This is a genomic window from Actinomadura geliboluensis (assembly GCF_005889745.1).
Lineage (GTDB): Bacteria > Actinomycetota > Actinomycetes > Streptosporangiales > Streptosporangiaceae > Spirillospora > Spirillospora geliboluensis.
In genome coordinates, this window is record NZ_VCKZ01000525.1 from 1 (window position 1) to 5,719 (window position 5,719).

Annotated in this window: 5 protein-coding genes; 3 read left to right on the plus strand and 2 right to left on the minus strand. The window is 72.9% G+C overall.

Annotated elements, in window-relative coordinates; translation table 11 throughout:
- Both ETD96_RS40355 and ETD96_RS40360 read left to right on the plus strand, forming a co-directional pair.
- A partial coding sequence (locus ETD96_RS40355; protein ID WP_205719707.1) for a PQQ-dependent sugar dehydrogenase occupies positions 1 to 2,080 on the plus strand: 2,080 nt, incomplete at its 5' end.
- Positions 2,081 to 2,142: 62 nt separating this feature from the next.
- On the plus strand, positions 2,143 to 3,078 hold the full coding sequence (locus ETD96_RS40360) for a LamG-like jellyroll fold domain-containing protein (RefSeq protein ID WP_138641758.1): 936 nt from the start codon (positions 2,143 to 2,145) through the stop codon (positions 3,076 to 3,078).
- A gap of 48 nt (positions 3,079 to 3,126) precedes the next feature.
- Here the strand turns inward: ETD96_RS40360 and ETD96_RS40365 are convergent, their stop codons facing one another.
- Complete coding sequence (locus tag ETD96_RS40365) at positions 3,127 to 4,011, minus strand: helix-turn-helix transcriptional regulator (protein ID WP_138641759.1); 885 nt, start codon at positions 4,009 to 4,011, stop codon at positions 3,127 to 3,129.
- Between the two features lie 101 nt (positions 4,012 to 4,112).
- Here ETD96_RS40365 and ETD96_RS40370 point away from each other — a divergent pair, with 101 nt between their 5' ends.
- Positions 4,113 to 5,009 carry an aldo/keto reductase gene (locus ETD96_RS40370; RefSeq protein ID WP_171069477.1) on the plus strand — a complete coding sequence of 299 codons (897 nt, stop codon included), beginning with the start codon at positions 4,113 to 4,115 and terminating at the stop codon, positions 5,007 to 5,009.
- Between the two features lie 15 nt (positions 5,010 to 5,024).
- Here the strand turns inward: ETD96_RS40370 and ETD96_RS45445 are convergent.
- Positions 5,025 to 5,719, minus strand: a 695-nt coding sequence (locus tag ETD96_RS45445) for a WD40 repeat domain-containing protein (RefSeq protein WP_171069478.1), incomplete at its 5' end; no start/stop codon positions are given.

Sequence of the window (5,719 nt, forward strand, 5' to 3'; positions counted from 1 at the left end):
CCACTGGTGTCTCCTCGCGCTCGCGGCGCTGCTGCTGCCGCTGCTCGCCGTACCCCCGGCGGCGCAGGCGCGCGACGACGCGCCGATCCTCGACCCGATCCCCGACGACCCCGCCCCCTCCGGGCTCGGCCTCGTCCTGCAGGAGGTCGCGCAGCTCCCGCAGTCGAAGCCCACCGGAACCCCCACCGACCCCCGGCTGCTGCGGTGGAACCGCATCAACTACGTCGGCGAGGTCCCCGACCACTCGGGCCGGCTGTACGTGCCCGACCTGAACGGCAAGCTGTACCTGCTCGACAAGAAGACCCGCACCCCGAGCGTCTACCTGGACGTCGGCGAGACGTTCGCGCCCGACTTCTTCTCCCAGGCCGGGCTCGGGCAGGGCTTCGGGTTCGTGGCGTTCCACCCCGACTTCCGCGAGAACGGCAAGTTCTACACCGCGCACGTCGAGGCCGGGAACGCGCTGAAGACCAAGACCCCCGACCTCACGCCGCAGCCGAACACCGGCTACCACGGCGTCATCGACGAGTGGACGGCGTCCGACCCGAAGGCCGGCACGTTCTCCGGGACGCACCGCGAGGTCCTGCGCATCGGGTTCTCCGGGCGCATCCACAACCTCCAGCAGATCGACTTCAACCCCAACGCCCGTCCCGGCGACGCCGACTACGGGATGCTCTACCGGACGGTCGGCGACGGCGGCAACGGCAACGTCGGCGACAACGGCGGCGACCCGCAGAACCTCGCCGTCCCGCAGGGGAAGATCCTGCGCATCGACCCGGCCGGGACCAACAGCGCGAACGGCAAGTACGGCGTCCCCGCCGACAACCCGTTCGTCGGCCAGGCCGGCAAGCTCGGCGAGATCTACGCCTACGGCATGCGCGACCCGCACCGGTTCAGCTGGGACACCGGCGGCGCCCACCGGATGTTCCTCGCGCACATCGGCGAGCACGAGATCGAGTCGATCCACGAGATCTACCCCGGCGCCAACATCGGCTGGAGCGAGCGGGAGGGCGCGTTCACCTTCCGCAAGGACGACCGCTGCCACCTGTACCCGCTGCCGGCGGACGACGACAAGTACGACTACGAGTACCCGCTCGCGGCCTACGACCACGACCCGCCGCCGGACTGGGACTGCCGCAGCGACGTCGGCCACGCCATCTCCGGCGGCTACGTCTACCGGGGCGCGAAGCTGCCCGCGCTGCGCGGCAAGTACCTGTTCACCGACATCGTGGACGGCCGGCTCATGTACACCGAAGAGTCGGAGATGAAGCACGACGCGTCCGGCAAGAACCGCGCGCAGATCTACGAGCTGGCGGCCTACGACACGTCCGGCAAGCCCGTCACGATGCGGGAGCTGGCCGGTGACGAGCGCGTCGACCTGCGCTACGGCATGGACGCCAAGGGCGAGCCGTACCTGCTCGCCAAGGCCAACGGCAAGATCTGGAAGGTCGTCGGGACGAAGCGGGTCGCGTCCTGCAAGGCGGGCCCGGTCCAGGTCAAGCACGCGACGGACGCCGGGAGCTGGGCACCGGTCACGCCGTCGAAGTGGGAGTTCACCGGTGGCGAGGTCGTCCTCGCCGAGGCCGGCGAGCAGCGCCCGGGCCCGCGCCGCCCGTTCGAGTACGCGGTGCTCACCAAGGGACCGGTGCTCGGCTCGACGCGGATCGAGGCGCAGGTGCGGCTCGACACGCCGGTGTCGGTCAGCAACCGGGACGTCATCGTCGTCTTCGGCTACCAGGACGACACGCACTTCTATTACGCGCACCTGTCCAGCGACAACACCATCTACCCGCACAACGGGATCTTCCTGGTGAACGGCGCCGACCGGCAGCGCATCGACCAGCAGTGGAACGCCAACCGGTCGCACGGTGCGCCGCCGTCCATCACGGACGAGGCGTGGCACGGCGTCCGGGTGGACCGCTGCGCCGAGACCGGCGAGACCGCCGTGTACGTGGACGGCTCGTCCCGCCCCGTGTTCACGGCGCTCGACACGACCCTCGGCTCCGGCCGGGTGGGCTTCGGCTCGTTCGACAACACCGGCCGGCTCCGCGGCCTGACCGTCCGCGGAACCCCAGCGAAGTAACGGCCTCCTCCGGGCGGGCGGCGGGCACCGGCGCCCGCCCGGAGTGCTCCAAGGAGTCGACAATGCTGATTCGCCGCGGCCCCGCAGCGCTCGCCACCGTGCTGCTCGGCGCCTCCCTCACCGTCGCCGCCGCCCCCGCCCAGGCATCGACCGGCGGCGTCTTCCCGCCCCTGAAGAAGAACCTGATCTCCTACTACGACTTCGAGCACCCCGTGCCCGGCGACCCGTCCCGCGAGGCCGACCGCGGCCGCTCCGGGACGACGATCGACCTGATCAACGGCGGCGCCGCCATGCGGGTCGAGGACGGCGCGCGGCGGCACGCCATCCAGCTCAGGCAGGTGGACCCGGCCGCGAACGGGAACGACGACTGGAAGGCGGGGATCTACTCGGCGACCGGTGTCCCGTCCCTGCACGCGTTCAACGCCGCCAAGGGCGCGACGCTCATGGGCTGGTTCAAGATGACCGGCACCAACCCGAGCCCCAACACCGTCACCGCGAACCCCGACGACAAGTACAACGCGATCGGGCTGTCCGGCCTGCTCACCGGCGACTCCGACGGGCACGGCGTGCGCGCCCTGCTGGAGATCATCGACGTGTCCGGCACCCTGCGCGTCGTCGCGCTGGGCCGCCGCGTGGACGGGTCGAAGTCGCAGACGTTCGCGGCGAGCGAGGACTGGCAGAGCGTCCTCCCCCAGAACACCTGGGTGCATCTCGCCGCGACGTTCGACTACGACACCGGGCAGATGGCGCTCTACAAGAACGGCGCGCCGCTGCCGGGCTTCTACACCGTCGCCGGGGACCCGTGGGGCGTCGAGGGCGACCCCGAGCCCGACGTCACGTCCGCCACCGACCCGCGCGGCATCAAGATCGGCGGGAGCTTCCCGCAGAACAACCTCGAGCGGAACCCCTGCAACTGCCGCATGGACGGCCTGATGTTCCTCGACCGCGCCCTCACTCCCAAGGAGGCCGCGATCCAGTACAAGTTCGCGAAGAAGTGACCCGGCCCGCCGCCGGTGCCCGCCCCGCGCGGGCGCCGGCGGTGCGTTTCACCGGCGGGTCGTCTCCGCGTCGTCCGCCTGACCGGCCGTCTCCTCGGCGTCCTGCGTCGCGGCCCAGGTGCCGAGCAGCCGGAGCGCCTCCTCGGACGGCGATCCGGGTTCCGCCGCGTAGGCGTAGATCCAGCGTTCGCCGTCGTGCAGTTGCAGCGACTCGACCTGCAGCGTGAGGTCGCCGACGACGGGGTGGCGGAACCGCTTCGGGCCCCGGCACGGCACCTCGACGTCGTGCTCGGCCCACCAGTTCCGGAACTCGGGGCTGGCGACGGACAGCTCCCCGATCAGCGCGTGCAGCCGCTTGTCGCGCGGGTAGCGGCCCGCCGTCCGCCGCAGGACGCCGACGCTCACGCGCGCGTTCATCTCCCAGTCGACGTGGAGTTCGCGCGTCGCCTCCCGCAGGAACAGCCAGCGCGGGTGGTTGGCCGCCTCGGACGGCACCGGTTCGAGCCCCACCAGCAGCGCCCGTCCCATCCGGTTCATCGCGTGGACGTCGCCGCGCGAGTCGATGACGATCGCGGGGACCTGGAGGCCGTCGAGCATCGTCCGCATGCCCGCGTCGACGGGCGTGACGCGCAGCTCGCCGGGCTTGGGCTCCGCGACGGCCGACCGGACGAGGTCGTGCAGGTGCAGCCGCTCGACCTCCGCCAGCCGCAGCGCGCGGGCGATCGCGTCGAGCACCTGGTCGGACGGCTGCAGGGGCCGCCCCTGCTCCATGCGGGCGTAGTAGTCGAGGCTGACGGCGGCCAGCATCGCGACCTCTTCGCGCCGCAGGCCCGGCACGCGGCGCCGGCCGCCGGCCGGGAGGCCCACGTCCTCGGGCCGGACGCGCGCCCGCCGGGTGCGCAGGAACTCTCGCAGCTCACCGTTCTTGGCCATGCCTCAACGGTAAGCGCCAGGTGCCCGACTTGGGTGGGTCTGTGCGTCCGAGGTCGGCGCCGCCACTGGTGAGGGCGGTGCACGGGCCGCAGGCTGGGCGCATGACCACCATCACTCAGACCTCACCGCTCGGCGCCAGGACCGTCCGGCGCGTCGGCTTCGGCGCGATGCAGCTCGCCGGCCCCGGGGTGTTCGGCCCGCCGGACGACCCGGCCGCGGCCCGCGCCGTGCTGCGCCGCGCCGTCGAACTCGGCGTCGACCACATCGACACCGCGCAGGTCTACGGTCCCGACGTCGTCAACGAACTGATCGCCGAAGCGCTGCACCCGTACCCGGACGGCCTCGTCATCGCCACCAAGGCCGGCGGCGCCCGCGACGGCCAGGGCGGCTGGGTCAGGGCGTCCCGTCCGGAGCAGCTGCGGGCGACCGTCGAGCAGGACCTGCGGACCCTGCGGCGCGAACGGATCGACCTCGTGAACCTGCGGCTCCACGTCGGCGGCCCCGAACCGGACGCCGTTCCGCTCGCCGAGCAGCTCGGCGCCCTGACCGAGCTGCGCGACGAGGGCAAGCTCGATCTCATCGGCCTCTCGACCGTCTCGGCCGAGATCGTCGAGGCCGCCCTGGAGACCACCCCGATCGCCGAGGTGCAGAACGCCTACGGCATCGCGAACCGCACGGACGAGCCGGTCCTCGACCTCTGCCGCGCGAACGGCATCGCCTACGTCCCCTACTATCCGCTCGGCTCCGCGTTCACCGGCGGCCCTCAGGCGCTCGCGGCCGACCCGGCGATCGCTGACGTGGCCGCGAAGCACGGTGCCTCGGCGTCGCAGATCGCGCTCCACTGGCTGCTCGCCCACTACGACCGCATGCTGCTGATCCCCGGCACGAGCTCGATCGCCCACCTCGAAGAGAACCTGGCCGTCGACGCCATCGAGCTGGACGACGCCGACCTGGCCGTCCTGGACCGCGTCGCCCACGTCGCCGCCCCCGGCTTCTGACGGGCGGCGGGCCCGCTAGCCGCAGAGGCGGGCGGTGTGGAGGCCGTCGTCGGTGGCGGCGAGGAGCGTACCGTCCGGGGCCAGCGCCAGGTCGTTGACCGGGGCCGGGACCTTCACGAGATGGGACGGGGCCAGGGTCGCGGCGTCCCAGGCGAGGACGGTGTCGGGCTCGTCCTGGAGGGCGGCGGCGACGATGAGGCGGCCGCCCGCGAGGGACGCCGCGACCTGGTCGCACGGCCCCGGCGCCGCCAGGACCGCGAGCGCCTCGCCGTCCAGGCCGCTGACGCGCAGCTCGGCGGGCCCCGGCTGGACGAGGACGAGCCCGTCGGGCGACGGCGTCAGCACCGCGTACCCGCCCGGCAGCGCCGCGATCTCCTCGCCGCGCTCGACGTCCAGGATGCCGACCGCCGCGTCGCCGGGCAGGCCGATGAGGGGGCCGGCGGCGGGCGCGGCGTGCAGGATCCAGCGGTCGATGGCCGTCCGGTGGCCGAGCCAGACGGTGAACTCGGTCAGCCGCTCGCCGGTGAGGGCGTCCCACACGACCACGCTCGCGTCGCTGGCGGGGCCGAAGACGGTGACGACGGCGGCGCGCCCGTGGTGGACGGCGAGGCCGAGGAGGTCGGGCTGCCCGTCGAGCACGGCCTCGTGCCCGGTGGCGAGGTCGTGGACATGCACGCGGTCGCGGTACGTCCAGGCGACGGTGGGGGCGC

Coding starts and splice junctions, on each gene's coding strand:
- ETD96_RS40360 (WP_138641758.1), top strand. CDS start 2,143: ATGCTGATTCGCCGCGGCCCCGCAGCGCTCGCCACCGTGCTGCTCGGC.
- ETD96_RS40365 (WP_138641759.1), bottom strand. CDS start 4,011: ATGGCCAAGAACGGTGAGCTGCGAGAGTTCCTGCGCACCCGGCGGGCG.
- ETD96_RS40370 (WP_171069477.1), top strand. CDS start 4,113: ATGACCACCATCACTCAGACCTCACCGCTCGGCGCCAGGACCGTCCGG.